Raw genomic sequence first — 25,495 nt, 5'->3', positions numbered from 1 at the left:
TCTCTTGTAAGAGATGCGTTTTTGCATCGGATTGCCATCATGAACTGGGACGATACCCGTATTTTTCTGGCCTTGAGCCGAGAAGGCAGCCTGCGCGGCGCTGCGCGCGTACTCGGCGTGGACCAGGCCACGGTAGGGCGCCGCATCGCGGCGATGGAGAAGGACCTGGGCAGCGTATTGTTCCTGCGCTCCTCGGAGGGCTATCTGCTGACGGCCGCCGGTGAGACGGCGCTGGCGATGGCGCGCAGGATGGAAAGCGCCGCACTTGAATTGCAGAGCAAGCTGGAGGGGCAGGACGACGCGCTCAGCGGTGCGGTACGCATCACCAGCACCGACTCCATCACCGTCGACTTCCTGCTGCCGGCGCTGGGCGCCTTGCGCCGCCTGCATCCCGGCATCACCGTCGATATCGAGGTATCGACACAGATGCTGAGCCTGCCGCGCCGGCAAAGCGACATCGCGATCCGCAATGTCAAACCGGACAATCCGGATCTGGTGGTGCGCCGGATCGCGCGCTGGCCGGTCGGCCTGTTCGCCAGCCGGGACTATCTGGCGCGGCATGGCGTACCGGATCCCGGCGCCGAATTTTCCGGCCATGACATCGTGGCCTACAAGCCTTACACCGAGTCGGGGAAAATGTTTTCGCTGGTAGATGAGCCCGCACGCGAAGGCAACATCGTGGCGCTGATGAATTCCAGCCTGATGTTGCGGCGGGCGGTTGCCGCCGGCATCGGCCTGGGGGAAATGCCTTTGCACATGGGCGAAGCCGAAGGCCTGATACGCGTCTGGCCGCAGCGTGCGCGCAAGCGCGATTACGATGTCTGGTTGGTCATGCACCCTGACTTGCGCGGCACCGCGCGGGTTCGAACCGTCGCGGATTTCCTCGCCGCTGCAATCCGTGACGGCACGACGGGGACAGGCGACTGACTACCGGCCGCGTATTTTTTCCATCAAGGGAAAGTCAGGTCCAAACCGAGCTCGCTGCTGAGGAAAAAGGTGGCGACGCCCAGGACCAGGAGCAATATCACAAAGAGTGCGGCCACCTTGCCACCCGCGCGCAGCACAGCGCGCCTCTCGTTCACCTTGCCCTTCTTCCCTTGATCGTAATGCCACTTGATGGCGAAGAACATCCCCGTGACGAGCACGAGGGCCTTGAACACAATGAAGACTATCGGTACCCAGTCCATCGTTTTGTTTCCATTTTTTGGGAGCGACAAAAAAATCCGATAACACTCTGGTTGCCCGAGCGTTATCGGATACCACCACAGTCAAACCCTTCGTTAATCTCGGCGACCAATGCAGCGTAGCGCCAGCGCTATCAGCCTGAAAAGCAGAAAGCGCTTGGCGCTGTCCCCATGGATTGAATTCTAACCAATCCATGTATGACAGGTCTAGAAGACAAAATCCATACAAAATGCTCTGCGACGTAGACATGCCAAGTATGCGCTGAACTGAACTTACCTGACTATCAGGAGGGAGGGGGTGGTCTGTTCATGGTTTTTCATCGTGTGCGAAACGCAGGGGGAGGGGGAGCGACTGTTTGCGGTCACGGACAGGCTTGTCGCGCATAGGGAAAAGCCCGCACTTGCGGGTTTTCTCATTGGATATGGTCGTGGCCGGAAGCAATTCCATGACCCGATCAGTCCCAGTTACCGAAAAGGGCATATCGCATCAGCATTTTGTCAGGAACGAATGTAAAACTTGGTAAGGATGGCGGTACTGGCCTGGGGCCAGTGCTGCGCCGTAAATACTAATAATCCGGGGGGGAATGGGAGAGTGAAGAAAAATAGCGTCATTTGGATCATGGCCGGTTTTCTGATGAATCCGTGTGTAGCCGAAGAGATCGGCCGAACCAATTTGAAAATGCCGGAGGGGAGCTGGTCATTACTGACAGAGTTTGACGGGAATCTCATATTTGATCAGTACAAAAAGATGCCCCTCCGCACCAAGGTTTTTAAGTTGGTCGACAGCAATGGCAGCGTGAGCGCGTTGCTTAGTATCACCAGCACCGAGGGTGGGCGAGGGAGCCGGATCAGATGGATCAGCCAAAAATGCCCTGACGCTAGACCCCAGTACTACACGAACGATTTCGGAAGTAATAAGCAGCCGGATACCCGTGATTGCCTGGTGGTGAACGGCGCCTTTTCTCCGTTCAAGTTCTACAAGGAAGAATCCGAGGTGATAACCGCTCTTAAACAGCAAAATATTCAGCTGTTCACCAGCGGCTATTCACTCCGTACACAATACGGGTCGCAAGGGGGGACGTATTTGAACGTCAATCTGATGACCACCAAGAAATTCCTGGGATTGCCAATTGTGCGAAGTGAAGCTGAAGACGTGCATGAGGTGCCGGAGGCGCTCGTTTCTTGGGGAGAGGCACTGCACAAGGCGGTCAAAGATTCCGTGTTTTCCCTGGGAGGGGAGCTCAATCTGCCTCAGATTCAGTTTGCAAAATAAACCCTCCACATCCATTGCCATCAGATTTCGTACTTTCACATTCTTCTGAGTCTGTGACGGGCCGGAAGCTGATATATAGGCCAAAAAAAGCCCGCATTTGCGGGCTTTTTTTTGGATGTGATCGTGGCCGGAGGCAATTCCATGGCCCAATGGGCTCCGGCATAAGCCGGAACCCCTTATATATTGGTGCTGATGGGCGGAATCGAACCGTCGACCTACTGATTGCGAAATAGCTGCGCTACTGGCTAAAAGAATTTAAAAATCAGTGGGTTAAGGCAGGGCAGGCGGTTATTAAAACCGTCGGTAGGTGTCGGCAAGTGCTTGATTTCATTGGAGCGGGTTTCGTCCAATAGCCCACAAAATAGCCAGGTGGCGCGGGCGATGATAAAGTGCGGCGCACTACGTCCACAATCGGCCAGAAACAGACATTCACAAAAGCAGAAATTTCTGGTTGCCCCACGTTAATTTTTCGGTGGTATGAAAGATTCGGGGCGTAGGCTCGCGAAACTTTCGAAGAATAGTTTTTCTCATTGAGAAAAAAATGGCGAGGCTCCACAGCCTCGCCAAAACACTACCAGAGGACAACTTCTATGGACTTAACTGGTCGCCACTCGCCTGTCTTGCTGTTGCCGCCTCGGGGGGGCGAACGCTGACATCCGCAAAAAACAGCACTCAGCCATCAATCTAGTGTGAAGACGTTAACAAGCTCAGATAGCTTGAATGCTTGCCCTTGAAGGGAATGCGCCGCGGCGGCTACTTCTTCCACCAGAGCGGCATTCCTCTGCGTCACCTCGTCCATCTGCAAGATTGCGGCATTGATTTCACCAACACCGCGATCCTGCTCGGCGCTTGCCGCACTGATTTCGGCCATCACTGAACTGACTCTTTGAACGCTGGCAACAACCTCTTGGATCGTTGTTCCCGCTTGGGTCGCCAGCAAGCTGCCTTCCGAAACCTGCCGCGTAGAGTCACCGATCAAGCCAGCAATCTCTTTTGCCGCGAGTGCAGACCGCTGCGCCAAGACTCGCACTTCGCTCGCCACCACCGCGAATCCCCGTCCCTGCTCGCCGGCACGGGCCGCCTCAACCGCCGCATTGAGTGCAAGGATATTGGTCTGAAATGCAATGCCGTCAATCACCGCAATGATCTCGACGACCCTTTTGGACGAGGCATCTATGCCAATCATGGTATCGACCATGCGGCTTACCATGTCGCCTCCCTGAGCAGCTACTCTGGAAGCCCCCGCGGCCAACGTGTTCGCCTGATGGGCGTTATCGGAATTCTGTTGCACTCCAGAGGTAAGCTCCTCCATCGCGGACGCGGTCTCCTCCAGAGCGCCAGCCTGGGATTCTGTTCTTGCCGATAAATCTGCATTGCCATGTGCGATTTCACTGGACGCGATCTTAATGATTTCACTCGACGTCCTTATTTCCCGCAAAAGATTCGATATCTTTTGGACAAACTGATTGAAGGCCCGCGCAATTTGCGCGAGCTCATCAATCCCGCTTGCGTCGATTCTCTGCGTCAAATCACCTTCGCCGCTGGCAATGTCATTCAGCGCATCGCGCACGAGTCCCAGGCGCACCAAAGCCTTTGCGATCAGTGCGCCCAGCAAGGCAGAAGCAGCGCAGGCAATCAGTGCGGCGATCAGCACCGACGAAATCAACATCTCCTTCAATGGCCGCATTACATCAGCACGATCCAGGGCAATCAGCAATTTCCAGTCAGTACCAGGTACGCTAACTGCCTGAAGCATCACGGCCTTCCCGTCCAACTCCACATATTTGCTTCGTTGAGAACGTTCTAACTCAGACAAAAATCCGGAATTCAATCCTGGATCAATGTCCGATACCGGCTTTAGTGCAAGTGCAGAATCGGGATGGGCAATGATCTTGCCGGCACTATCGACCAAGAATGCAAAACTATTCGGCGTAGCTTTGATACCGACCACGATCTGAACGACTGTATCAAGGAGCACGTCGGCGGAGGCGACCGCGATGACCTTGTTCTCTGATCGTACGGCCTCAGCAAATGTCACCAATAATTTTCCGGTGCTGGCACTGACGTAGGGGGAGGTGACGACTGGGATTGAAGCCTCCGATGCCTTTACAAACCAGGGCCTCTTTGTTGGATCGTAGTCCGGCGCTCTGCTCCGCGACTGCGAAAACGAAGCACGCTTGTCCTGATAGCCGATGTAGGCGTCATCGAATCCACCGGCCTGTCGAGCAGCCTTGAGTGCCGGAACGGCATCTTCCTCTCCAGTGGACTGCACGATGGAAGACACAACCAACTTTTTAGATTGAATCCAGGCAGCGATGGTCGCCGCGTGGCTATCGGCCAGCTGGCGCGTCTGCACTTCCAGACGTTCAAGCAACTGTGATCGTGTTGTGACGTAGTTCGCGCCAACCATACTCAACATTCCGGTCAGCACGGTGGCTACGCAGACCGCGATCAAGCGGGCACGCAGTGTAGACAGCAACATCACTTCCTCATCTATGGATTGATTTTGGCCGGATGGCGCCATGTGCAGTGATGCAGCGCCAGCCAATGCGACGCCGCTACAGAACCGCATGTGAGGGGCTGATCAGACATCAGTCTGATTCTTGATATATTCAAGCAATCGCCAAGAAGGCCGCACCGCATAGATGCGGCCCTCGAGATGGCTCGGATCAGCGCATAGCCTTGGCAAATGCATCGAACCTGTCCATTGCTTTTTCAAGAAGCGCCATTTCGAGGGAAATGGAGATGCGGAAGAAGGGGCTTAGACCGAATACTTCGCCTGGCACAGCCGCCATCTCACTTTCATCAAGAAGGGCCTCGGCAATGGCGACATCCGTGCTCAACTTCCGTCCCGCCCCGCTAGTACGGCCGATCCAGTCACGGCAGTTGATGTAAACGTAGAAGGTTCCGGCTGGCTTGATGGCCGAAAGTCCCGGCACCTTGTTCAGGCGCTCCACCACGAAATTGCGGCGCGCCTCGAACACTTCGCGATTTGCGGACAGGAAGGATTGGTCACCTTCGAGAGCCGCGATAGCCGCAGCTTGAGCAATGCTGCTCGGGCTGCCGGTCAATTGGCTGAGTAGATCGCCGATGGCCTTCATCACTTTCTTGGGGCCGGCAGCGAATCCCAGACGCCAGCCCGTCATGACGTAGCCCTTGGAGAAGCCGTTGATCGTGATAATGCGGTCAGAGAATTCCGGGATGATTTGCGCGAACGTTGCCGTTTTCTCTCCATCGTAGGCGAGATGTTCATAAAGTTCGTCAGTCACAATCCAGACATCGGGATATTTCTTCAGGACCTCCGCCAGCGCACGAATCTCATCTTCGGTATAAATGGCCCCCGATGGATTGCTAGGCGAATTGAAGATAATTGCGCGAGTCTTCGCGTTGAGAACGCTCGCCAATGATTGCGGCGTGATCTTGAACCCGGTCGATTCCTCACCCACCACGAACACTGGCTTTCCGCCGGCCAGTTCTACATGATCCGGATAGGTGACCCAATACGGCGCGGGGATAACGACTTCGTCTCCGGGATTAACGACACTAAGCATGGCCGCATAGATGATCACCTTGGCGCCGCTACCGACCACAATCTGGTCAGCGGCGTAGCTCGCGCCATTTTCGCGCGCGAGTTTAGCGATGATTGCTTTCTTCAGGGGCGCGAAGCCGTCCGCTGCGGTGTATTTCGTGAAATCGGTGCGAATCGCCTCAATACCCGCATCCTTGATGTGTTGCGGCGTGTGGAAGTCCGGCTCACCCAGGCTCAGGGGAATGACATCGCGGCCCGCGCGCTTCATTTCAGCGGCAAGTGCGCTCATTGCCATGGTCGGCGACGGTTTGATTTCGGTGGCGCGTTTTGCAAGTATTGGCATGATTTGACCTGTTTCGTGTGCGATAGGGTTATTGCATTGATCTCAGTTGGTGCTTTCAGCCGGGGCGACCTTGTCGTTGACCAGGCCGGCGTCATCAAACAGTTTTCGGACGAGCCCGGACGCCTTGGCGTCTTCAAGAAATGCAGAAACATAGGACAGCGCCAGCGGCCGCTTCTTGGGCACGGCGATCGCAATCCCCGCGCTGTGAAGATGGCCGTCCAGAATGCGCGAACCAGGAATCCCTGCCTGGTATAAAGCCAATACATCGCGCGACAAGGAGACCGCATCGACCCGACCGTCGCGCAGCATCTCCATGGCTTCACCGACTGTCTCGGACGAGACGATCGTTGCAGAAGGCAAGGCGCGCGCGGTGCCACGAATGGTGGTAGTGTTCGCAATGCCTGCCACCTTGGCGCTGGGCTTGTCGAGATCAGCAATGGCGTTGATTCCAGAATCTCCGCGCACCAGGCCTGTCGCCTGGAGGACGAAATAGCTCGGCCCGAAATCGACCCGTCGGCGACGTTCCTCGTCGACCGGCATGAAAGCGACATCAATGACCCCACTTTCAAGTGCGTCGGTCAGTTGTCCGGAATTGGGGGCGACGTAGAAATCGATTGGAACACGCAGTTGCGTTGCAAGTGCTCTCCCCAACTCGGCTGTCACACCGCGGGGCTGGCCGTCACCGTCCTTGACGACGAAGAAGTTCGACATCTCCGGCGCAAACGCGACTCCGAATTTGATCACGCCACTGGGCGCAAGCTGACTCCTGGTCGCTTGCCCCTCAGTAGGGCTAGATGGTGGTTGGGTAAATTGAGGATGGGTCATGGAAGTGTGCGATATGGGCGATAAATCAAGCGGGGCAAGGTGCCCTCACTTCTAAACATGTTTGAGCCTGGTCAGCTTTACCAATTGGTCGAAATATATTTCGCCTCGGTAAACTCCAGGAGCCCGTGGTGCGCTCCTTCTCGTCCCAGGCCGCTTTGCTTGACGCCGCCAAACGGGGCGGCCGGATCGGAAACGAGACCTCGATTCAAGGCAATCATCCCGCTCTCCACCATTTCTGATACGCGCAACCCGCGAGCAAGATCGGTCGTGTAGATGTAAGCGACCAGACCGTATTCGGTGGCATTGGCGAGCTCAACAGCTTGAGCTTCGGTATCGAACACGACGATAGGAGCCACAGGGCCGAAGATTTCTTCGCCCAGAAGATCGGCATCAGACGACACATCCGTCAGTACCGTAGGCTGGAAGAAATAACCTACGCGGCCAGGCGCCTTTCCGCCTGTCAGTACCTTCGCCCCTTTTGCCACGGCGTCATCTACCAAAGACGCTACTTTCTCGACAGCAGCTTTATTGACCAATGGACCGCACTGTGTGCCGGGCTTGATACCGTCATCAACCACCAAGGCGGCGATTCGCTCAGCAAGCCGACGACTGAACTCTGCAGCTGCCCCACGCTGGACGTAGAAGCGATTTGCCGCCGTGCAGGCCTCGCCGCCGTTACGCATCTTGGCGATCATTGCGCCCTCAATGGCCGCATCCATGTCAGCATCATCAAACACGACGAACGGTGCATTGCCGCCCAGCTCCATCGAGCAGTTAATGACGGAATCCGCTGCCTTGCGCAGCAAGATCCTCCCGACTTCAGTGGAGCCGGTAAAGGACAATTTGCGCACACGCGGATCTTCCAGGATAGCGTTGGAGACCTTGCCCGCAGTTGAGGTAGTCAGCACATTCACGACCCCTGCCGGAACGCCGGCCTCAGCCAGGAGTGCGGCGATCGCATAGGCAGTCAACGGGGTTTCGGTCGCCGGCTTCAGAATGCAGGTACATCCGGCGGCAAGCGCCGGGCCAATCTTTCGCGTTGCCATGGCTGCCGGGAAATTCCATGGCGTAATGAGCAACGAGATTCCAACCGGCTGATACTGCACAAGCGTACGCGCCATGCCCGAGGGGGCAATGCTGATCTCGCCATTGATGCGAACCGCCTCTTCTGCATACCAGCGGAAGAACTCTGCGGCGTAGGCGACTTCTCCTTTTGCGTCGGTCAGCGATTTTCCGTTTTCCAGCGAAATGAGCTTTGCCAGCTTTTCGGCATCGCGAGTCATCAAGTCGTAGCAGCGGCGCAAGATATCGCTACGGACACGCGGAGCGGTCTTCGCCCATGCTTTGGCAGCCTGATCTGCCGCGTCTACCGCTTGAATTGCATCTTCGACACTGGCATCGGCCACGCTGGCCAAACGGCTCTCGGTCGCAGGATCGATAACGTCAATCCTCTTTCCGGTTGCCGATGCATGCCAGGCGCCGCCGATGAAAAGGTCGGTAGGGATTGCTGCAATGTTGAGCTCAGTTGATGCCATGATTTCCTCTGAAATGCCGCTGGTATGAATTAATGAGTGCCGTAGAAGGCGTTCTGAACAATTTCACGCACACCCTCAACATCAAGCTTGCGGGGGTTGTTGTTGATAAGTCGCGCTGAGAGCATTGATTGCTCGGCAACCCAATCCAACTTATCCTCGGGCAGCTTCAAGCCCGCCAAGGTGCGCGGGATTCCGATGCGGGCGCACAGATCACGGGTGCGCGCGATCGTTTCCAGAACGATCTGCTCTGAAGTGCCATGCGTGACGCCGATTGCGTCCCCCATAGCCATCAGTTCATGAAGGCATACCGGCGCGTTGTACGCCATGACGTAGGGAAGAAGCGTGGCGACACCCAGGCCATGTGCCGTGTGCGTGAGCGCTCCCACCGGATACTGAATCGCATGTGCCGCCGCCGTTCCAGCCACTCCGAAGGCCATCCCCGCCGAAACAGCCCCATACATCAGCATGCTGCGTGCATTGGCGTCCGAGCCATCCTCGATTGCGCGCGGGAGATACTTGAAGATCGCTCGAATTGCCGCAAGCGCATGCTGGTCGCTGAACAGGTTCTTGCCGACGAACACTCGCTGCTGGGACAACTCCGGCGTGCGCGGGTGACTGATCGCGGTCAAGGCTTCGACGGCGTGTGTCAATGCGTCTGCGCCTGACAAGGCCGTCAAGCCTGACGGGCAGGTTAGAGTGAGTTCTGCGTCGCAGACAGCGGTATGCGGGATCAGATAAGGACTGGACACCCCGACTTTCAGGTCGCGTGCGTGATCCGCCAGCACCGCTACAGGAGTGACTTCGGAGCCTGTGCCCGAGGTCGTAGGAACTGCGACCACAGGGATGACGGGACCGGGGACCTTGAACTCGCCGTAAAAACGATCCATCGGCCCGCCATGGGTGAGCAGCAAGCTGACCAATTTGGCCATGTCCATGCAGCTTCCCCCGCCGATACCAGCAATCACGTCGGGATTGAAGCCTTCACAGAACTTGACGCACTCCTCGATACTTGAAAGCGGCAATTCCGCTTGCGTCCCATCAAATACCAGGCAATCCAGCCCCTTCGACTTCAGATCCGCGAGAATTTCATCCATCTCAGTGGATGCCGCGAAGCGTTGATCGGTGCAGACAAGAACACGTGTTCCGATACGCCCAATAATCTGCCCAAGCGCGTGGCGCTGGCCGTTTCCGAAGATGATCGCATTGGGCGACCGCATTACTCCGAAGATTTCATCCATCTGTGTCACCCTGTTAGTCAATGTAGAAGCGAAGAGCCGAGCTCATTTCCTGCGGGATCAGCCAGATCTCGTATCCGCTGCCAGACCTCTGGAGCAATGAGAACTCCGTTTTTGAGGCTCGCATCCCTCTGGAGCAACGCACGATCTCCCGGCACCACCACCGGCCGCTCTGCAACAGCCGGTACAGATGCCCGAAGCATATTCAGGTAGTCCGTAACCGATTGCGTCATTGCATCCGACTCCGGCTCGATGACGATGAACACGTCGCCCTTGTTGCACAGCTTCGTTGAGTCAAGGGTGCCTGCCACATCGCGCCCCAAAGCAGATGCGGTGAGTGCCCCGACCAATATTTCGAAGGCAAGCCCCAGCGCATAACCTTTTGCACCACCGAACGGAGCGATCGCCCCGTCCTTGGCGGCAGCGGCATCGATGGTTGGATCGCCCTTGGCATCAAGGGCCCAACCAGGCTGGAGAGCCTGCCCTCTGTTGGCGTAGTCATGCACCTGGCCCATCGATATGAGGCTGGTTGCCATGTCGAGAACGAAAGGATCAGGGGTGGCAGGAACGCCAATGGCCACTGGATTGGTACCGATCATGGCCTGACGGCCGCCCCAGGGATGCACCAGTGCCTCACTGGTGGTAAGTGCAATCAGCACTTGCCCGTCTCGGGCAACACGCTCCGCGTAGAGCGCCAGCATGCCCAGATGATTGTTGTTGCTGATCGCTGCAGCCGCCAGGCCGGCAGTCTTTGCGCGAACTGAAATCTTTTCCAGCGCGGCCCAGGCTACAACCGGCCCCAACCCTTGCTGCCCATCAACCTGCAACAACGCATCCCCACGCCAGCGCGACGTCCCTTCCGTCACAGGATTTGCTACGCCGTTGCGGATTCGTTCGATAACACGCGGCAGCCTCAACAGACCGTGTGATGCACGACCGCGAAGCTCAGCTTCCAGCAAGAGATCCATTTGCATCCTTGCTCCGGCATCAGGTACTCCGGCCTTGGTCAGGGCCGTAATTCCCACCTGCAAGGCCTGCTCGCTCTCGATTCTGATCTTTTCACTCATACTTCCTGCCTATTCTTTCCAACCTGCATTGCTCTTCTTTTGCGGGCAAGTTCTCGCCTTGGTGAGCCCGCCTGCATTACTTCGCTCCATGCTTATGCATAGAGCGATATGGGTTGCCTACTTTCCAGTCAGAGCGTATTCGGCTGCAATGGGTGAATCAGTCGGCTTGGCCACAACGGCTTTGAATTCAGCGCTCATCGGAATATTGAGATTCACGCCCTTGGGGGGAATTGGCGCTTGGAACCATTTCGCATAGATGCGATTGATTTCCCCGGAGCGGTACACGTTGGAAATCGCCGCGTCGACTACCTTTTTGAATGCGGGATCATTGAGCGGCTCGATGATCCCGAGCGGCTCGACAGAGAGTGCCTCCGAGCTCAGAACATAATCTCCCGGGCTCTTCGATGTCGCGGCCAGAGATGCCAGGATAATGTCGTCGTTGATGATGGCTTGCGCCCGATCTGTCTCGAACATCAGGAATGCTTCAGCGTGGTCACGCGCAGTGAGGATCGTGATCCCAAGCTTTCGCTCGCCATTGAGCGTCGCCAGTTGCTTGATGTTCGAGGTGCCGGAGGAAGCCACCACGACCTTGCCCTTCAAATCGTCGAGCTTGCGATAGCTCGATGATTTCTTTGCCATGATCCGGCTTGAAGTGACAAAAATGGTCGGAGCGAAAGTAACGGTCTTTTGTCGCTCCTCGTTGTTGGTCGCGGAATCGCAATTCAGGTCGATGGTGCCGTTGGCGATCAGCGGAATACGGGTAACTGCGGTGACCGGCAGCATCTTGATATCCAGCTTGGAAAGCCCAAGTTCTCGCTGCACCGCAGTGGCGGCCTTCAGACACAGGTCGACCGCATAACCGATATAAGTCTGGTTTTCAGTCAGGTAGGAGAAAGGAATCGAGGAATCGCGCACTCCTAAAGTGATTACGCCGGTTTCCTTGATCTTCTTCAGCCGTCCCGTCAGATCCTGTCCATGAGCGCTGCCAACAAGTACGCCGAGGAGAAGCGTTGCCAGTGCAAGTTTTCCGCGTTTGAGTTGTTTCATCAGTGCCTTATCCATTCCCGAGTTGAAAGGTGGTACCGCTCTTATTTGTCCAGCACAAGGTGTCCCCGCCTTACCCCATTGAGATTTCTCACGGCTTCAGAACGAGCAAAGTAGAAGCGCAAGCCTTGGTTGAGAGAACCCTGGAGCTTTTATGCAGAAGGCGCCGCAACATCAGGCGCAGACAAATGATAGCCAGCGCACCGGCGCTTGTATGATACAGTTATGCATAACTGTTCATAACTGTATCAATAGATGACTACTACAGATATCGCAGTCTCTCTCTCGAGAAATTCCAGCACTCCGCTTTCCCAGCAGCTCTCTTCCGAGATTGAGCAATTGATCGACCGCGGTGTTTTGCGAGGAGGCACCAAGCTCCCGTCGGTTCGGGTGCTGGCCGAGGCGCACAGCACCAGTACGCATACTGTGGTCGAGGCCTATTCACACCTGGTCGCCCGTGGCGTCGTGCTATCGCGGCGCGGATCAGGCTTCTTTGTCGCAGAGAGTCCGACTAAATCCTCGGTGTCCGAAGTCGCAAAATTGAGGGAGTCGCTTGACCCGAAGAAGTTGGGACAAGAATTAATGTCTGATGCGCCGACATCGTCGGTCCGCCTCGGAGGTGGGCCGGTCGGTTCCGATTGGGTCGACTATATCGAGCTGGAGTCTGCGGTTCGGAAAATCTCGCGCGGACTTCTTCCAAGGTTCGGAGCCCTGGGCACGACGCAAGGTTATGCCCCTCTCCGGGAAATGCTGGCAAGACAGCTTTCGCAACGCGGTATCAAGGCTGCCACGAGCAATTTGCTGCTGACCAATGGCGCGACACAAGCGATTGACTTGCTAATCCGACTCTTGGTCAAGCCCGGTCAAACCGTGCTCATAGATGATCCAGGCTACTTCCAGACTGTATGGGCGCTCAAGGTAAGAGGAGCGCATATTGTTGGCGTCCCCAGGAATCTGGACGGACCGGACGTTGCCGCGTTCGAGAAGATTTGCACAGAACTAAAGCCGAGCATCTTCTTTACGCAGAGTGCGCTACAGAACCCCACCGGCTCCATGCTGTCCTTATCGGTTGCGCACGACCTGTTGCGCGCAGCCGAGAAGCATGGCGTAACTATCGTAGAAGATGATGTCTCGGCAGATCTGGCGCCGGAGAATTCGCCAAGATTGGCCATGCTCGACCAGTTGAATCGAGTTATCTATTTGGGAAGCTTTTCAAAAACGCTGACTCCCAGCCTCCGAGTCGGCTATTTGGCCACCAAGCGGACTGGCTTCCTTGAGGAGCTCGTGACACTGAAATTAATCAGTTGCTACGCGAGTTGTGAGCCTAACGAGGCCATTGTTCATTCCTTGTTGGCCGATGGCCACTATGCGCGACACGTCAGGCGGCTTGATCGCCGCCTGCAGGAAAGAGCCTCCACGGCAATAGCGCGCCTTGAGCAAGATGGCTTCCGAATTGATCAACCGTATATCGGTGGCACATTCGTATGGATGAAGCAGGTAGACATTCCGGATGCCATGGCTCTGACCAACCAGGCATCGCGAATGGGGATGCTGTTAGCACCGGGTTGCGCATTCCGTCCGAATCTTGAACTCAGCCCCTACCTTCGCTTCTCACTTCCGCTTTGCACCGACTCAGCGCTAGACATGCTCTCAAAGGCGGTATCTGCGACCAAAAAAGAGTTACGCCGAGGTTAGAGCAGCATGCAGCTGCTCTCCTAAAGCCCCGAATCGACCGGTTTGTGCATACTCGATCTTTTTAGCTATAGCCCCGGCGCTTGCAATAAGCAATATCAGAAACCAACCAGTGACGCCCGCTATCGGCCAGAAGCAGACTTCGGCAAGCAACTCCGCCGCCTCTACATGTCGCTCCTCCAATTTGCCAAAGTAGCATCCACTTCGGGAAGAAAAAATTTCCCCATGGAAATCTAGCCGATGTCCTGAACAAAAATCGCCGAAATTTAGGTTCTGACCAGTAAATTTCCTCTCTTTTTCAAGTGTAAAATTTCCTGCGATAAATTTGTAGGTGACTTTCTGCACGCTCGGTCAGATGCGAAAGAGCCCATACAACAATACATAACAGTCACGCTAGATGTGGCCCTCGGGGAAATCAACACATGAACAAGATTTACAGCCTGGTGTGGAATCGCCAGCAGGGGAAGTTTGTCGTCGCGCAGGAAAACGCCACATCGCGCGGCAAGGGAAGCCAGGCGGCTAGAGTGACAGGCAAGCGGGCGCAACACGCGGCGGCGGCGGCGCTGGCCCTAACGGCCACACTGCTCGCGACGCCGGCCTCGGCCGTGAATTACAACGTCACCAGCACTACCGATAATGGCACGACCAGCACGAACGGTACTTTGAGCTGGGCAATTGACCAAGCCAATACCGGTAGCGGCAATTCGATCTTCTTTGATCTGCCGGCCAGCTCCACGATCACCCTCAGTGGCACGCTTCCCACCATCACTGAGGCAGTCAATCTCGCTAGCCGTAATTCGGTACAGATCAATGGTCGCACGCTGGTCCTGGGCAGTGGCATTATCGGAAATGTCTCGATCAGCAACAACATCAGCTTCAGGGGGCTCATTGGCACAAACAGCTTCGGCGGGTTCGCCGGTAACGGTGGTATTGGTGCTTCCGTTTCCGGAGATAGCTTCACCCTGACTAACGCGGGCAACATCAGCGGCGGCAACGGCGGCAACATCACCGGCGGCGGGTTCGCCGGTAACGGTGGCGATGGTGTTTTCGTTTCCGGAGATAGCTTCACCCTGACCAACACGGGCAACATCAGCGGCGGCAACAGCGGCAACGTCATCAGCCCCAGCGCAGCCGGCGGCACCGCTGGCATTGGCGTTTCCGTTTCCGGAAATAGCTTCACCCTGACCAACACGGGCAACATCAGCGGCGGCAACGGCGGCAGAGTCGACGGCGGCGGGTCCACGACCGGCGGTAACGGTAACATTGGCGTTTCCGTTTCCGGAAATAGCTTCACCCTGACCAACACGGGCAACATCAGCGGTGGCAACGGCGGCAACGTCACCGGCCCTACCAGCGCATCAGGCGGTAACGGTGGCATTGGCATTTCCGGAAATGGCATCACCCTGACCAACATGGGTAACATCAGCGGCGGCAGCGGCGGCAGCGGCGGCTCTTCTGGCGCCAGCGGCTCCGGTGGGGTAGCAATCGTCGCAACCGGCAGCTCCACCATTTATAACAACGGCGCCATCAAAGGTGGTGGCAGCGCCAATGCGATCACGCTCTCCGGCGGCAATAACAAAGTAGTATTGCTCAGCGGCGGTCAGTTCACCGGCAACGTGGTCAGCACCAGCGGCTCCACCGCCGGCGGAGACACCTTCGCCCTGGGCGGCGATAGCGGCTCCGGCAGTTTCAGTCTGGCCGACATCGGCACCAAATACCAGAACTTTGCCAAGCTCGCCAAAGAAGGCGCCGGCGCCTGGACCCTGACCGGCACCGGCACCAGCGACTGGACAGCGCAAGGCGGCACCCTGGTGCTGGCCGACAGCATGAACCTGACCGGTACCCTGGCTGTGCAGAGCGGCGCGGCCGTGCTCGCCAACGATGCCACCGTCATCGGCGCCGTAACCAACGCGGGCAGCTTCGGCGTCAATGCCGGCAAGACCGCCACTATCGACAGCTATAGCGGCAGCGGCACTGTGCGCATCGGCGTGGCTGGCATGACCAGCTACGGCAAGCTGGTGGTCGCCGGCACGGGCAACCTGAACGGCAGCAGCCTGTTCGTGGATGCGGCAAATGCCACCGGCATGTCCAACGGCACGCTGTCGGACATCATCTCGGCCGGCACGCTCTCCGGAACGTTTACGTCGACCTCCACCAACAGCCTGTTGTTCTCTTATACCCCGGTCTATGGCCTCACCAACAACGTCAGCCTGACGGTGACGGCAGTGCCCGGCAACCGCATCTTCCAGACCACCAGCGCCCAGGGTAATTTCCCTGCCTCAGGTGCCGCCAAGGTGCTGGACCAGATCATCGCCGCCAACGCCAACGGCCCCATCTCCAGCTTGTTCCAAGGCTTCACCACCGGTCAGGAGCGTCGACTCTCCAACGCCGTGAGCCAGACCCTGCCGCTGTTTGTGGGCGGCGGACAAGTGGCGACCAACTCCGCCTTCAGCGGTATCAATCGCGTGGTGCAGGCGCGCGTCGGCGCCAATCGCGGCCTGTCTTCGGGCGAGGAATTTCAGGGCGACCGCAACGTCTGGTTCAAGCCCTTCGGTTCGTGGGCCAGCCAGGGCGACCGCAATGGCGTCTCCGGCTTCAGCGCCGACACCTATGGCGTGGTGGCCGGTATCGACCGCCCCTTTTCGGAACAGGCGCGCGCCGGTGTGGCGTTCGCTTACGCACGCAGCAGCGTGGACAGCAATGCGGCGGCCGCACCGCAATCCAGCAAGGTCGATGTTTATCAGTTGATCGGCTACGGCAGCTATGCCCTGGATCAGAACACCGAACTGAACTTCCAGGGCGATATCGGCCGCAATTCCAACCGGGGCAAGCGCAGCATCGTCTTTGCATCCAGCGCGGCCGACAGTTCCTATGACAGCACCAGCGTGCATGTGGGTGCGGGCATGGCGCGCAGCTATGCGCTGTCGGAGACGGCCAGTTTCACGACGGGCGTGCGGGCCGACTACACCTGGGTGCGCGATGCCGGCTATACGGAATCGGGCGCGGGTGTGCTCAACCTGAATGTGGACGGACGCAGCGTGTCGCAGCTTGTGCTGTCGACCGATGCCAAGCTGAACCTGCAACTGAATCCGAACACCAATCTCGCGTTCAATGCTGGCGTGGGCTATGACACGATCAACAAGCAAGCTTCAATCACCTCGACCTATGCGGGCGCACCGGGGGCTGCGTTTGTGACGTATGGTCTCGAGCAGAGCCCGTGGATTGGCCGCGTGGGTGCAGCGCTGGCGTACACCACCAGCGGCGGTGTCGACCTGAGCCTGCGCTACGATCTGGAAGGACGCAGCAGTTTCACCAACCAGACCGCGAGCGCTCGGGCGCGCTGGCGCTTCTGATCGATTACCTGTCCTGATCGGAGAAGCCTGCGCTGTGTCGCAGGCTTTTTTATTGGGTGATGTCATTGTGGTAAGTCGTTGTTGATGGCAGCAATCAGCCAGGAGCGGACTTTTTTAGCTACCGAGGAATATGCATGAGCAGCATCGGTTTGATTTTTGTTGAAAAGCGAGAGTTGCAGGAGCTGCCTCAAAATTGGGTGCCGATGCCCCTTGGCCCTCGCCCGTTGGTACAGAATCTAGTTGAGAAATTTCTTTCGCAGAACGAACACTTGGAACTACACCTGACCATTGAAGGCGAAGAAGAAAGTGCAGATCCACGCACGATTTCTGTATCAGGTGTTTGGGGAGTGGAAGAAATGCTGGTGATCACGTCGATTTGCAGTGCGCTGGGCGCTAGATTTTATGACGCCGAGTCCGGAGAATTTCTAGATCTGAATGACATCTGACCGCAGCCGGCTAGAAGAAGACAAGCCCAATCGTAGGACAAAAAATGAGCCTGAAACAAGATTTGATGAATTTTGCCGGTTCTCTGGCAACAGCGACGGACTATCCGCCTGATGATTATCCAAGCTGGAGCTCTTGGACGTTTGAAGCTCATATGGATGATCTAAGAAGTCTGTGGTCAGCAATAATGCCAAGGCTGAAGAAGGACGCAGACAAAATCGAGTTCATAGACCAAAACTTGAAAATGGCCTTTGCCGCGTTCGAGGCAAAAGATAAGGACAAAGGCAGAAAGGCGATTTTGGCGATCTACAATCTGAACGTAAAGTATCTACGCTAGGGAAGACGTCTACAATCGGCCAAGAATGGGTGTTCCCATACGGCCTCACGCGAGATCGGCCCGTACAGCGTTCCGCTATGCATGCGAGGTGTATCAGCAAAAATATATGCTGGACAACAGCCCCAAGACCAGGCGCGAGAAGCTGCGGCAGTTCCCGTTTCTCTTTGAGTTTTTCGACAACCCGCCAGCGCCCCTGGAAGAAATTAAGCCCATCCACATTCGCCAGTTCATGACCTGGCGAAGCAAGAAGCGGCAGGACGCCCTGCGCGAAAAGGGTCTGGAGGTGAAAGGCGATGAAGGACGTGTCGCGGCTAACAGAGACAAGGCCCTGATCTCACATGTCTGGAATGCTGCGCGCGCCGAGGGACTGACCGATTTGCCCAATCCCTGCGCTGGCATCAAATCCTTCCGGGAGGAAGGGCGCGACGTTTATGTATATGACGACATGTATTCGCAGGTGTGGGAGAAGGGCGGCCAGGTGCTGCGCGAGGCCATGGACCTGGCATACCTACTCGGCGGCCGGGTGGCCGATGTGCTCAAAGTTGAAGAAAAGCACATCCGGGAGGGCACCATCGAGGTCACGCAGAACAAGACCAACAGCAAGATGCGAATCGAGATCACGGGGGAGCTGAAGGTCCTCGTCGATAAAATCCTGGCTCGGAAAAGAAGTATTGTCGGCAAAGTAACTACTACGCGCCTGCTTGTGAACGAAGAGGGCCAGCCGCTTACCTATGAGACCTTGCGGAGCAGGTTCGACAAGGCTCGGGAAGACGCCGGCATTTCATTCGCAGAGTTTCAGTTCCGGGACCTGCGCGCAAAAGCCGGGACGGACAAGACTGACTCTGAGGGTGTGAGGGCTGCGCAAGGACAGCTCGGCCATAAGAGCGTAACGACGACGGAAATCTATGTCCGAAAGCGGCGCGGCCAGAAGGTGACGCCGACGAAATGAAAAAAGCCGCCTTCGGGCGGCTTTTTCTTGCGCTAATGAGGCGATTTCGTGCCTTCGAGGAGGCGGTCGGCCCATTCGTCGGTGCTGAGGCTCTCCGCCTGCAGGTAGGCGGCGATAGTTTCGCACCACCGAAGACCATACGCAATTGCGTCTGCCGGAGCAACATACTTGCCGTCTAGGGCGCGTTTCGGGACAACGGATTCGCCCCTGCGCACAATTTGGGCGCCGTCCACGATCCATCCTTCTGGATGCTCCGAGTACCAAAGCCGATACAGAAACTCGGCATCATTGGTCTGGTGCTCGTAAATGAAAGTGGCCATTGGCAATTTGCGTCGATGATGTGCGCTGACGGAGAAAGTGTGACCTGTCTGACAGTCAAGAGTTCGGCTAAAACTCTAAAAATCTCACAGTTAGAATAATGTGAGCAAATTGGGCCAAATTCACGTAAGTATAAAAATTGCGGAGCAAGGCCAGAATTGCGGAGCAAAAAAAAAGCGGCCCACATCGCTGTGAGCCGCTTAGATACTGGTGCTGATGGGCGGAATCGAACCGTCGACCTACTGATTACGAATCAGTTGCTCTACCAACTGAGCTACATCAGCGGAAAGTCCGCGATTATAGCCGGTTCTTTTCGTTTCTTCCAGCGCATCGATTCCAGGCCGTATCAATACGGTCCATTGCTTAATTGTCCAGCTTCTTGTCTTCGCGCTTGGCTTCGGCCATGGCGTCCGGTTCCAGTTCTTCGGCGGCGCGGTTGCAGTAGATGAAGCATCCCCACGCCGCCAGCAGGACGCCGGTGCCGGCCAGCAGGGCGCCGGCGTAGAGCAGTTGTTCCGGCTCCTCGTGCACCGCGCGGAAGGTGGCGACCAGACCTTCGATGGCCAGCGCCACGATCACCACCACGAAGAAGCGCGACAGGAAGCGCCGTACCCGGGTGGGGGCGCTGATGTTGGCGTCGCGCACGACTTCTTCTTCGGTGATGGTTTCGGCGATCTGGAAGGCGACCACGGCGGCGGCGAGGATACCGATGGCTTCGATCAGGGCCTGGGCTTGCGGCAGGTCTAGCCCGTCCATCACGGCCAAGATGCCCATGCGGGCGGCGATGACGATCAGGGCGATCGCGGCCAGCGCGAACAGGAGGGCGATCGTGCTGTGCACGACGCCGAACAGGGTCATCATTTTTTTCACGGGCCGCCCCTTCTCGATTTTTCGGTTTGGCGGTTGGACTGGCGCGCCGGCAAAAGGTTGTGCGGCAATGCCAGCGGCAGCGCACTAGCAAAATTGCCATAAGGCATCGAATCTTCGCGCGGCATTCGCTGTCTACCCAGCTGGAAACCGGAAGGTTGATTTTCTAATAACTTCGAGCGGCCGCTTCAGAGCGGGCCGCGCACGACATGGAGCTGATATGCCGCATCGCCAGCAAGCAGAAAAATTCAGGAGCTTCTCCGCCGACTACACCCGCGAGGTCGGCGGGGAGCATTATGCGTATGTCGCTCGTTTCAGCCTGGGCGACACCATCAGCTGGAACGCCGACGTCAGCCAGGGCGAGGTCATCAAGGGCCATCTCAGCGGCAGCTTCGATCGCGCCGGCTTCGGCGAGCCGGAGGTGGTCGGCGCCTTGCGGGCCCTGATCGAGGAAGAGATCGAGGCGCTCAACGGCATCGACGAATAGGCGGCTGCAGCGCCGGCGAGGAGGAGGGCGTCATGAGCAAGAAGAAGATCACCGAGGACGAATACATCCATGAGATGAACCACCGCTTGCGCGCGCATCCGGATTACCTGGGCGGGATGGAATTCCTGCCGCATCCGCCCGGCGCGGCGGGCGAGAGCATCCTCGGCATCGCCTGGGCCGGGATCGTGTTCCACCAGGCTTACCGGGAGGTGCTGGAGTCGATGGAGCGCGACTTCGCGCTGGAGCACATCCGGCGCCGCTTCTGAAGCGTTGGCCGGTGGGGCTTGCTTGTAGGCATTTGCCGGCATTGCCTCGGTGCATCTCCTACAGCGGGATCAGTCGTCGGCGGATGGCGCGGCGCGGGCCGCGTTCCTAAGATGAGGGGACTGATACCGGAAAGCACGGAGGCCAGCATGCCGCAGACAGCATGGAGCAACAAGCGCGAGCGTCAGTACGAGCACATCAAGTCCGGCGCGATCAAGCGCGGCACCAACGAGAAGCGGGCCGAGGAAATCGCCGCGCGCACCGTCAACAAGGAGCGCGCCCAGCACGGCGAGGCGCGCAAGTCCACCAAGAGCCTGGCAGAGGACATGTCGCCGTCGCGGCGCGGCGGGCTGCGCTCGCACAAGGGCTCGGGCGGGCGCACCTATCAGCAGCTGTACGCCGAGGCGTCCTTCCGCAATATCAAGGGGCGCTCCAGCATGAACAAGGCCGAGCTGGAAAAGGTGCTCGGCAGGCACTGATGAGTTGAGCAAGAATTGGGGAGGACGCGTCCTGCGCGGCCTCTATCGACGGCAATCGCGCCAGCAGCAGGCGCCGCGGGTCGCACAGGCGATCCCGGCGCAGCAAAGAAAAACGCCCCCGGTGAACCGGGGGCGTTTTTTTGCGTGGCGACCTGGTGAATTACTTGGTCACGGCCAGCAGGGTGCGTTGGCCGCCCTTGTAGGTGTACAGGGTCAGCGAACCGTCCTTGATGTCGCCCTTGGCGTCGAAGGCGATGGTGCCGGTCACGCCCTTGTGGTTGGCCTTGGCCAGTTCCGGCAGGTACTTCTTCGGATCGGCAGAGCCGGCCTTGGCCATGGCGTCGGCCACGGTCATGGTGGCGTCGTAGGCGTAGGCGGCGTTATAGACCACGTCGATGCCGAACTTCTTCTTGTATGCGGCGCGGAAGTCGTCCATGCCCTTCTTGCCGGCTTCGTCCACACCGCCGGCTTCGGCGCAGACCACCTGGTCTTCGCCCAGGCCGTCACCGGCCAGGCCCGGCAGGGAGCCGGTACAGATGCCGTCGCCGCCCATGAACTTGGCGGTGATGCCCAGCTGCTTCATCTGGCGCAGCATCGGGCCGCCGACCGCGTCCATGCCGCCGAAGAAGACGACTTCAGGCTTCTTGGACTTGATCGAGGTCAGGATGGCGTTGAAGTCGGTCGCCTTGTCGTTGGTGAACTGCTTGCCGACGATGGTGCCGCCGGCGGCTTGCGCGCCCTTGGCGAACTCTTCAGCCACGCCCTGGCCGTAGGCGGTGCGGTCGTCGATCACGGCGATCTGCTTGGTGCCCAGTTTCTGCACGGCATACTTGCCCAGGGCCGCGCCCAGCTGCGCATCGTTGGCCACCACGCGGAAGGCGGTCTTGAAGCCTTGCTGCGTGTACTTGGGGTTGGTGGCGGACGGCGAAACCTGCGGGATGCCGGCGTCGCTGTAGATCTTGGAGGCGGGGATGGTGGTGCCCGAGTTCAGGTGGCCGATGACGGCGGAAACCTTCTGGTCGACCAGCTTGGTGGCGACGGCGGTTGCCTGCTTCGGATCGGAGGCGTCATCCTCGCCCACCAGTTCGAACTTGACCTTCTTGCCGCCGATGGTGAAACCCTTGGCGTTCAATTCGTCCACGGCCATGCGGGCGCCGTTTTCGTTATCCTTGCCCATGTGGGCGTTGGGGCCGGAGAGCGGGCCGACGTGGGCGATCTTGACGACTTCCTGGGAGTAGGCGGCGCCTGCGAAAGCCAGTCCGATAGCCGCGGTCAAGGGGATGATTGCGCTCTTGAGTTTCATAAAATTCCTCTGTAGATTGAATTGACTACTTTTGATGTTTTATATCTGTTGTCTCACTATCCAAGCTTTATTCAGATCCTGTGGTGGAGTCTTCGGCGTGCCGCTTTTGCTTTCGTCCCCGACTTTCTGAATAATGCAGACGGTACAACATAAGAATCGGCTTCGCCAAGTTATTTTTAACCGGCTCGCCCAAAAAATTTCCCTATCAATTTGCCGCCCATGCCCGCCAAACATCACACGCTCGACAAGGTTGATCGCAAGCTGCTCAACATGCTGCAGAAAGACAATCAGATCTCGACTCGCGTACTGGCCGAAAAACTGCATATTTCACAGCCCACCTGCCTGCGCCGCATCCGCGAACTGCGCGAGGCCGGGATCATCAGCGCCGAGGTGGCGATGGTCGATCCGTTCGCGCTGGGCTACGGCATGCTGGCTTTCCTGGAGATCTCGCTGAACAACCAGTCCGACCAGCACATGCAGGACTTCGAGCAGCGCATGGCCAAGGAAGCCGAGGTGATGCAGTGTTACTTCGTTTCCGGCGAATACGACTACTTCCTGGCGGTGCATGTCATCGATATGGACGCCTACTACCAGTTCGTGCGGCGGGTCATTTCCGGTTCGGGCAACGTGCGTCATTTCCAGTCGCGCTTCCCGATGAAGCGCGCCAAGTTCACCACGCGCATCGCCTTCGACGAAAAGGCCGCCGAGATCCTGGTGCGCGTGCCGGGCTGAACCGGCGTCGTGGCCGCCGGTGCCATCCCGTCACGCGCGGTTTCCATTTAGCAGTTTTCGTGCCTGCGGGCACAGGTCTTTGCGCCCGGCTGGTGTGATCACCGGGGCCAAAAATGGATCCAATCATGGCGATCGCAGCGCAGTCGCCGCGATCGCGCGTTGCGGGCGGCTTGCCACCTGTGTTATTTTCGGAAGCATCCGATAGCCGGCGCGCGTTCCCGATTTCCCAAGTATCATTCGCCGGCTTGTCATTCAGGCCATACGCACCAAGAGCAGACGCAGATCAGCACCAGCGCCGGCCAACCGGGGCACCCGCCAAATCCCGATCATCCACGCCATGCGGCGATGCGCCGCATGAGGCGCCGTGCACTCAATGGTGCAGCGACGCTGCAAAATGGCGCACGTTCGGATCCAGGCATTTCATCCAGCATCCCGACCAGAAAGGAATCCCCGCACGATGCACGAAGTCGAGTTATTCATCCAGGACATGGCGATCATCATGCTCATCGCCGGTATCGTCACCGTCCTCTTCAACAAGCTGAAGCAGCCGGTGGTGCTGGGCTATATCGTGGCCGGCGTGATCATCGGCCCGCATACGCCGCCCTACGACCTGATCCAGGATGAGAAGACCGTGCACATCCTCTCCGAGCTCGGGGTGATCTTCCTGCTGTTCTCGCTGGGCCTGGAATTCAGCCTCAAGAAGCTGGCCAAGGTCGGCGCCACCGCCTTCATCGCAGCGGCCGCGGAGATCCTCCTGATGATCTGGATCGGCTACGAGATCGGCCTGTACTTCGGCTGGAAGCGGATGGACGCCATCTTCCTGGGCGCCATGCTGGCGGTGTCCTCGACCACCATCATCGTCAAGGCCCTGAACGAGCTGGGCATGAAGAACGAGAAATTCGCCCAGATCATCTTCGGCATCCTGATCGTGGAAGACGTGCTGGCCATCGGCATGATCGCGCTGCTCTCGGGCATCGCCACCAGCGGCTCGGTCAACTCGGGCGACGTCTTCACCACCGTCGGCAAGCTGGTGCTGTTCATGACCGTGTCGCTGGTGATCGGCATCCTGGCGGTGCCGCGCCTGCTCAACTTCATCTCGCGCTTCAAGAGCCATGAGATGCTGCTGGTGGCGGTGCTGGGCATCCTGTTCGGCTTCTGCCTGCTGGTCATGAAGCTGCAATACAGCGTGGCGCTGGGCGCCTTCCTGGTGGGCGCGGTGATGGCCGAGTCGCGCCAGCTGCACCGCATCGAGCGCCTGGTGGAGCCGATCCGCGACATGTTCTCGGCCATCTTCTTCGTCGCCATCGGCCTGATGTTCGATCCCAACGTGCTGGTCAAGTACTGGATGCCGATCACCGTCATCACGCTGGCCGTGGTGTTCGGCAAGCTCATCAGCTGCGGCCTGGGCACCTTCGTGGCGGGCCAGAGCGGCCGCACGCCGATGCGGGTGGGCATGGGCCTGGCGCAGATCGGCGAGTTCTCCTTCATCATCGCCGCGCTGGGCGTGAGCCTGAAGGTCACCAGCGAATTCCTCTATCCCATCGTGGTGGCGGTCTCGGCCGTGACGGCCTTGCTCACGCCCTACCTGATCAAGGCCGCCGATCCGCTCTCGGCCAAGGCGGTGACGCTGGTGCCATCCAAGGTCTCGGGGTTGCTGGGCATGTATTCGCGCTGGCTGGAAAGCCTGCAGCCGCAGGGCGACCGCGCCGAGCTCTCCAAGATCATCCGGCGCATCCTGATGCAGGTGTTGGTCAACCTGGCGCTGGTGATCGCGCTGTTCCTGGGCGGCGCCTTCTTCGTCGACGGCCTGAGCAAGTACCTGTCCGGCTGGACCCCGGATCCGGATGTGCAGAAGGCCATCATCTGGGGCTGCGCGCTGGTCCTGTCGTTGCCGTTCCTGATCGCCACCTACCGCAAGCTGCAAGCGTTGTCGATGCTGCTGGCCGAGGTCGGCGTGAAGCCCGAGTTCGCGGGAGCGTATACTTCGGGCGTGCGCAAGGTCATTTCGGAAGTGCTGCCCATCATGTCCATCGTCGGCATCATGTTGCTGATCTTCGTGCTCTCGGCCAGCATCCTGCCGCCGCTGAACCTGCTGGCCTTCGTGCTGGCGGCCGCGGCGGGGCTGTTGTGGCTGCTTTGGAGCAAGCTGGTCAAGCTGCATTCGCGGCTGCAGATCGCGCTCTTCGAGACGCTGGACGAGCAGCCCGACGACGTCCACTGAGGCGGCCGGCGCCA

General features: G+C 58.1%; 24 protein-coding genes and 1 tRNA gene. 12 read left to right on the top strand and 13 right to left on the bottom strand.

The annotated features are described in order from the left end of the window. Positions 1-39: 39 nt before the first annotated feature. Positions 40-927 carry a LysR family transcriptional regulator gene (locus tag Herbaro_RS16350; RefSeq protein ID WP_275010672.1) on the top strand — a complete coding sequence of 296 codons (888 nt, stop codon included), beginning with the start codon at positions 40-42 and terminating at the stop codon, positions 925-927. A 23-nt stretch (positions 928-950) separates the two neighbouring features. On the opposite strand, the gene Herbaro_RS16345 is transcribed toward Herbaro_RS16350, so the two are convergent. Further along, on the bottom strand, positions 951-1,187 hold the full coding sequence (locus Herbaro_RS16345) for a hypothetical protein (protein ID WP_275010671.1): 237 nt from the start codon (positions 1,185-1,187) through the stop codon (positions 951-953). A 589-nt stretch (positions 1,188-1,776) separates the two neighbouring features. Here Herbaro_RS16345 and Herbaro_RS16340 point away from each other — a divergent pair. Next, a complete protein-coding gene (locus Herbaro_RS16340; RefSeq protein WP_275010670.1) occupies positions 1,777-2,457 on the top strand; it encodes a hypothetical protein in 681 nt (226 codons plus the stop codon). A gap of 679 nt (positions 2,458-3,136) precedes the next feature. On the opposite strand, the gene Herbaro_RS16335 is transcribed toward Herbaro_RS16340, so the two are convergent. The 7 genes from Herbaro_RS16335 to Herbaro_RS16305 all read right to left on the bottom strand — a co-directional run bounded on the left by Herbaro_RS16335 (position 3,137) and on the right by Herbaro_RS16305 (position 12,038). Next, a complete protein-coding gene (locus Herbaro_RS16335; protein ID WP_275010669.1) occupies positions 3,137-4,981 on the bottom strand; it encodes a methyl-accepting chemotaxis protein in 1,845 nt (614 codons plus the stop codon). Between the two features lie 145 nt (positions 4,982-5,126). Next, positions 5,127-6,329 (bottom strand): pyridoxal phosphate-dependent aminotransferase, encoded by a 1,203-nt coding sequence (locus Herbaro_RS16330; RefSeq protein ID WP_225201864.1) that lies wholly within the window; start codon positions 6,327-6,329, stop codon positions 5,127-5,129. Between the two features lie 42 nt (positions 6,330-6,371). After that, positions 6,372-7,154 (bottom strand): transporter substrate-binding domain-containing protein, encoded by a 783-nt coding sequence (locus Herbaro_RS16325; protein ID WP_275010668.1) that lies wholly within the window; start codon positions 7,152-7,154, stop codon positions 6,372-6,374. 77 nt (positions 7,155-7,231) lie between these two features. Beyond that, entirely contained in the window at positions 7,232-8,689 is a 1,458-nt protein-coding gene (locus tag Herbaro_RS16320) for an NAD-dependent succinate-semialdehyde dehydrogenase (protein ID WP_275010667.1), read from the bottom strand. Positions 8,690-8,718: 29 nt separating this feature from the next. Next, entirely contained in the window at positions 8,719-9,927 is a 1,209-nt protein-coding gene (locus Herbaro_RS16315) for an iron-containing alcohol dehydrogenase (protein WP_275010666.1), read from the bottom strand. Positions 9,928-9,944: 17 nt separating this feature from the next. Then, positions 9,945-10,991 carry an Ldh family oxidoreductase gene (locus Herbaro_RS16310; RefSeq protein WP_275010665.1) on the bottom strand — a complete coding sequence of 349 codons (1,047 nt, stop codon included), beginning with the start codon at positions 10,989-10,991 and terminating at the stop codon, positions 9,945-9,947. A 117-nt stretch (positions 10,992-11,108) separates the two neighbouring features. Beyond that, complete coding sequence (locus Herbaro_RS16305) at positions 11,109-12,038, bottom strand: amino acid ABC transporter substrate-binding protein (RefSeq protein WP_079217761.1); 930 nt, start codon at positions 12,036-12,038, stop codon at positions 11,109-11,111. 252 nt (positions 12,039-12,290) lie between these two features. Here Herbaro_RS16305 and Herbaro_RS16300 point away from each other — a divergent pair, with 252 nt between their 5' ends. After that, positions 12,291-13,730 carry an aminotransferase-like domain-containing protein gene (locus Herbaro_RS16300; RefSeq protein WP_275010664.1) on the top strand — a complete coding sequence of 480 codons (1,440 nt, stop codon included), beginning with the start codon at positions 12,291-12,293 and terminating at the stop codon, positions 13,728-13,730. On the opposite strand, the gene Herbaro_RS16295 is transcribed toward Herbaro_RS16300, so the two are convergent. Continuing rightward, a complete protein-coding gene (locus Herbaro_RS16295) occupies positions 13,716-14,072 on the bottom strand; it encodes a hypothetical protein (protein WP_275010663.1) in 357 nt (118 codons plus the stop codon). The genes Herbaro_RS16300 and Herbaro_RS16295 overlap by 15 nt on opposite strands. A 77-nt stretch (positions 14,073-14,149) precedes the next feature. Here Herbaro_RS16295 and Herbaro_RS16290 point away from each other — a divergent pair, with 77 nt between their 5' ends. From Herbaro_RS16290 to Herbaro_RS16275, 4 genes are all read left to right on the top strand, one after another. Beyond that, entirely contained in the window at positions 14,150-17,080 is a 2,931-nt protein-coding gene (locus Herbaro_RS16290; protein WP_275010662.1) for an autotransporter domain-containing protein, read from the top strand. Between the two features lie 134 nt (positions 17,081-17,214). Next, positions 17,215-17,526: a hypothetical protein gene (locus Herbaro_RS16285; protein ID WP_275010661.1), complete on the top strand. Its 312-nt coding sequence runs from the start codon at positions 17,215-17,217 to the stop codon at positions 17,524-17,526. Between the two features lie 44 nt (positions 17,527-17,570). Continuing rightward, positions 17,571-17,861, top strand: a complete 291-nt coding sequence (locus tag Herbaro_RS16280) for a hypothetical protein (RefSeq protein WP_275010660.1) — start codon at positions 17,571-17,573, stop codon at positions 17,859-17,861. A gap of 106 nt (positions 17,862-17,967) precedes the next feature. After that, positions 17,968-18,810, top strand: coding sequence for a tyrosine-type recombinase/integrase (locus tag Herbaro_RS16275; RefSeq protein WP_275010659.1), 843 nt, complete (start codon positions 17,968-17,970; stop codon positions 18,808-18,810). 32 nt (positions 18,811-18,842) lie between these two features. Here the strand turns inward: Herbaro_RS16275 and Herbaro_RS16270 are convergent, their stop codons facing one another. From Herbaro_RS16270 to Herbaro_RS16260, 3 genes are all read right to left on the bottom strand, one after another. Then, positions 18,843-19,130 (bottom strand): hypothetical protein, encoded by a 288-nt coding sequence (locus Herbaro_RS16270; protein ID WP_275010658.1) that lies wholly within the window; start codon positions 19,128-19,130, stop codon positions 18,843-18,845. A 206-nt stretch (positions 19,131-19,336) separates the two neighbouring features. Beyond that, positions 19,337-19,412, bottom strand: a tRNA-Thr gene (locus Herbaro_RS16265). Positions 19,413-19,491: 79 nt separating this feature from the next. Then, on the bottom strand, positions 19,492-19,986 hold the full coding sequence (locus Herbaro_RS16260; RefSeq protein ID WP_446719339.1) for a hypothetical protein: 495 nt from the start codon (positions 19,984-19,986) through the stop codon (positions 19,492-19,494). A gap of 229 nt (positions 19,987-20,215) precedes the next feature. Between Herbaro_RS16260 and Herbaro_RS16255 the strand changes: the two genes are divergently transcribed. The 3 genes from Herbaro_RS16255 to Herbaro_RS16245 all read left to right on the top strand — a co-directional run bounded on the left by Herbaro_RS16255 (position 20,216) and on the right by Herbaro_RS16245 (position 21,225). After that, on the top strand, positions 20,216-20,482 hold the full coding sequence (locus tag Herbaro_RS16255; protein WP_275010656.1) for a hypothetical protein: 267 nt from the start codon (positions 20,216-20,218) through the stop codon (positions 20,480-20,482). Positions 20,483-20,514: 32 nt separating this feature from the next. After that, positions 20,515-20,748 (top strand): hypothetical protein, encoded by a 234-nt coding sequence (locus tag Herbaro_RS16250; protein ID WP_275010655.1) that lies wholly within the window; start codon positions 20,515-20,517, stop codon positions 20,746-20,748. A gap of 147 nt (positions 20,749-20,895) precedes the next feature. Beyond that, positions 20,896-21,225 (top strand): plasmid stabilization protein, encoded by a 330-nt coding sequence (locus Herbaro_RS16245; RefSeq protein WP_275010654.1) that lies wholly within the window; start codon positions 20,896-20,898, stop codon positions 21,223-21,225. A 160-nt stretch (positions 21,226-21,385) separates the two neighbouring features. On the opposite strand, the gene Herbaro_RS16240 is transcribed toward Herbaro_RS16245, so the two are convergent. After that, the gene (locus tag Herbaro_RS16240) at positions 21,386-22,528 is read right to left on the bottom strand and encodes a branched-chain amino acid ABC transporter substrate-binding protein (protein WP_275010653.1); all 1,143 of its coding nucleotides are present in this window, start codon (positions 22,526-22,528) and stop codon (positions 21,386-21,388) included. Between the two features lie 219 nt (positions 22,529-22,747). Here Herbaro_RS16240 and Herbaro_RS16235 point away from each other — a divergent pair, with 219 nt between their 5' ends. Both Herbaro_RS16235 and Herbaro_RS16230 read left to right on the top strand, forming a co-directional pair. After that, a complete protein-coding gene (locus Herbaro_RS16235) occupies positions 22,748-23,260 on the top strand; it encodes an Lrp/AsnC family transcriptional regulator (protein WP_275010652.1) in 513 nt (170 codons plus the stop codon). 457 nt (positions 23,261-23,717) lie between these two features. Continuing rightward, positions 23,718-25,481, top strand: coding sequence for a cation:proton antiporter (locus Herbaro_RS16230; RefSeq protein WP_275010651.1), 1,764 nt, complete (start codon positions 23,718-23,720; stop codon positions 25,479-25,481). Positions 25,482-25,495: the final 14 nt, after the last annotated feature.

The sequence above is a fragment of the Herbaspirillum sp. WKF16 genome (assembly GCF_028993615.1).
Lineage (GTDB): Bacteria > Pseudomonadota > Gammaproteobacteria > Burkholderiales > Burkholderiaceae_D > Herbaspirillum.
This window is presented reverse-complemented; position numbering and strand designations above follow the sequence as displayed.